At 35.8% G+C, this 3,548-nt stretch carries 2 protein-coding genes; both read right to left on the reverse strand.

The window, feature by feature from the left end; translation table 11 throughout:
* A partial coding sequence (locus V7137_RS25365; protein ID WP_335700646.1) for a CheR family methyltransferase occupies positions 1–726 on the reverse strand: 726 nt, incomplete at its 3' end.
* A gap of 5 nt (positions 727–731) precedes the next feature.
* A complete protein-coding gene (locus V7137_RS25370) occupies positions 732–3,470 on the reverse strand; it encodes a hybrid sensor histidine kinase/response regulator (RefSeq protein WP_335700647.1) in 2,739 nt (912 codons plus the stop codon).
* Between the last annotated feature and the right edge of the window lie 78 nt (positions 3,471–3,548).

Here is a 3,548-nt window from a genome sequence, read left to right on the forward strand (position 1 = left end):
CTTATATAATAACGTGTGGACATGATTTTGAAGAACCTTATTAAAATAGATTAAGACATTTCGGCATATAATAATATCAAACTCGTTAAACGATTGGTCTGTTACTAAATTATGCTGGGCAAACACCACATTTTTTTGCAAAAAGGAATGGAAAAATACTTTATCATCCACTGCCTTATAATATTCCGAAAAGGCCCTTTTCCCGTCTGCCTCGATATAGTTTTTAGTGTAGAGTTGCATCCTGTCTAATGGAAAGGTCCCTTGCTTCGCCTTTTCTAAAACATTTTTGTTTATATCAGTAGCAAATATTCTCGTTTTTTCGTAAATCCCTTCTTCATGCAAGAGAATAGACATAGAATAGACCTCTTCTCCTGATGAACAGCCAACATGCCAAATTCGAATTTCAGGATAATCTTTTACTAAAGGGATGATCTTTGTTCGGAATGTCTTAAAAAATGAAGGATCCCGAAACATCTCTGTTACATTAATCGAGAAATCAGAAAGCAATTCCCCCATGACAGCTGGGTCACGAAGTATCTTTTCCTGGAGTGCAGATATACTTGGTAGATTTTCCTTACGAACACGATGGATAATTCTCCTTTGGATGAAAGGAAAGGCATAGTTTCGAAAATCATAACCATAAAATCGAAAAACGGCCTCTAGCAGTAAATCGATTTCTATTCTTTCTATCTCATCTGTCTGTAGAATATTAGGTTTTATTATCAAATTCTCTACCCCTCCTTACTATACAGCCATACTTGCATTAAGGAAAATAACTGGTCTAAGTTAATCGGCTTACTGATATAATCCGTTGCTCCCGCATTTAAACATTCTTCTCTGCTGCGTTTCATTGCCTTAGCTGTAAGGGCGATGATTGGGATCGTTTGGAATTCAGTTAGATGACGAATGCGCCGCATTGCTTCAAACCCATCCATCTCAGGCATCATAATGTCCATTAAAATGAGGTCTGTTTCTGGATTTTCCTTTAATACCTCAATCCCTTCACGGCCATTTTCTGCTACAATGATATCCATTTCAAACTTCTCAAGAGCAATGGTTAAGGCATACACATTTCGTATATCATCATCTACAATGAGAATTTTCTTGTTTTTCAGAGAAGAAATGCCATCTGGTTTTATTGGACCTTCTAAATCTTTGAGTGAATCATCTTCATAAAGACTTATGGCCGCTTCTTCCAAAGCGGTATTTTCTACTATTTTGCTGTTTGTTTGAAAGTATGGCAAATATAAAGTGAAGGTGCTTCCATTTCCCTTCGTACTAGAGACCTCTATATATCCACCTAATAACTGGGCCATTTCGCGACTAATGGACAGTCCTAATCCAGTGCCTCCATATTGACGACTTGTCGTTCCATCTGCTTGTTTAAAGGCATCAAATATTGTTTCTTGTTTATCCTTATCAATGCCTATTCCTGTATCGATCACGGAGAAAGCAAGCATCGATTGCTCTCGAGTTTCTCCCTCAAAAAGCTGCCCACTGACGTCTTTTATTTCCTTCCGAATATCTAATGATACACTGCCACGTTCAGTAAACTTAAACGCATTTGAAAGGAGATTTTTTAAAATTTGCTGTAAGCGTTGTTCATCCGTATAGAATGTCCCTGCTAACCTTCCTTCCATCTTAATTGAAAACTGTACATTTTTTTGAATCGCAAGAGGGGAAAATTGTCTTTCGATAAAATCTTGGACATCATGAAGATCTACCTCTTTAGGATTGACATCTAATTTTCCTGACTCCACTTTCGCCAAATCTAAGACATCATTGATTAAATGAAGTAAATCATTACCAGATGAGTAGATCGTACGAATATACTCAACCTGCTCAACGGTAAGATTACCATCCCCGTTTTCAGCAAGTATTTGAGCTAAAATTAGTAAACTATTAAGTGGCGTTCTTAACTCGTGAGACATATTGGCTAGAAACTCAGATTTATATTGAGAGCTAAGCTCTAATTGTTGAGCTTTCTCTTCAAGTGCCTCTCTCACCTTTTCTATTTCCTTGTTCTTTTGTTCAGAGGCTATATACTGCTCCTCAAGTTTTTCATTCGTCGTCCTTAACTCCTCTTGTTGTAACTGCAGTTCTTCTGATTGAGATTGGAGTTCTTCTGTCAATGCTTGAGATTCTTGCAATAATCTTTCTGCTTTCATATGACTTACAATACTGTTTATCTTGATACCAATATTATTAATTACAGCTTCCAATAGCTTAACTTGGAGGGGACTAAAGGCCTCAAATGATGCAATTTCAATGACAGCTAGTACATCATTTTCAAATTGAATCGGTAAAATAATAATATTTTTGGGTGATCCTACTCCCGTGCCTGATCCTATTTTTACGTAATGATCCGGAACATTGGTTAGTAAGATGGAACGTTTTTCAAGGGCGCATTGTCCGATAAGACCCTCTCCAAAACGAAAACGCATATAATCTTTATTATCATCTAGTGAGGCATAAGCAGATATCTTTTTTAAATACTGTTCTCTCTCTTCCACTTCCTTAACATAAAAAACTCCGCAACTTGCTCCTACCATCGGGACAAGCTTTGTAATTAACAATTCAGCTAATATAGAAACATTTTCAACTTCAGGATAAATGGTGGCTATTTCGGCAATTTTTGCATGAAGCCAACTTTGCTCTTCCGCTTCTTCTTTTAATTGTTTCTCTAGCTTACTTTGTTCCTCAAGTGCATGTGCCATTTTATTAAATGAAACAGCAATTTCAGCCAATTCACCCTTAGAGGAAATCTTAATTCGGGGTAATGAACTAAAATCACTTGTGATAGCACTTTTCATCACTTCTGTTATTTTGTTAAGGTTATTTGTGATACCTCTAATAATCCAAAACGTGAACACAATGCCAATACATAAGGCAATGGCAAGATAAATGTATATGATGGTGACAGCCCAGTTGTATGTATCCTTAGATCTTAATAGTTCATCTTTCATCTTTTGTTCTTGCAATCCATAGAGAAGATCGGCAATTTGCATCATTCTTTGACTAATCAGTTCAGTATCAGTCCAAAAGACAGCTGGAATTTCGATATCCCGATTTAGTTTTTTGGCTGTCAAAGCTTGTTGACCCATTGTTAAATACTGGTCATGCAATGTAATAATTTTTGCAATTAGTTCTTTAGATTTCTCTTGCTTATCCATTTTCTCTAGTGATTCTATTGCAGATTGCAAATTGGTATGGGAATTTTCCCAAGAATTTGTCGCATCTAAATGGATATCATTTCCACGAACAGTTAACATCGAAGTTAACTCTAGACCAATTCTAGAAGTCTCGTATTTAATTTCTGAAGCCATTTCAATTCTTTCATTTAAATCATTAATAACTACGTTCATATTAACTGTTGTTTGTTTGAGCATGTTCATTAAAATAACAGCGATAATAAAAAATAACAGCAGCAATGACCCTATGCTTGTATAAAGTTTTGTTTTAAATTTCATAAGACCTCCCTAATTCCTACCGTTTTCAAACTGTTTAATATATTAAACTCAAATTATCGTTATCCGAAAAAACAGAAT

It is taken from the genome of Neobacillus drentensis (assembly GCF_036962765.1).
Lineage (GTDB): Bacteria > Bacillota > Bacilli > Bacillales > Cytobacillaceae > Neobacillus > Neobacillus drentensis_C.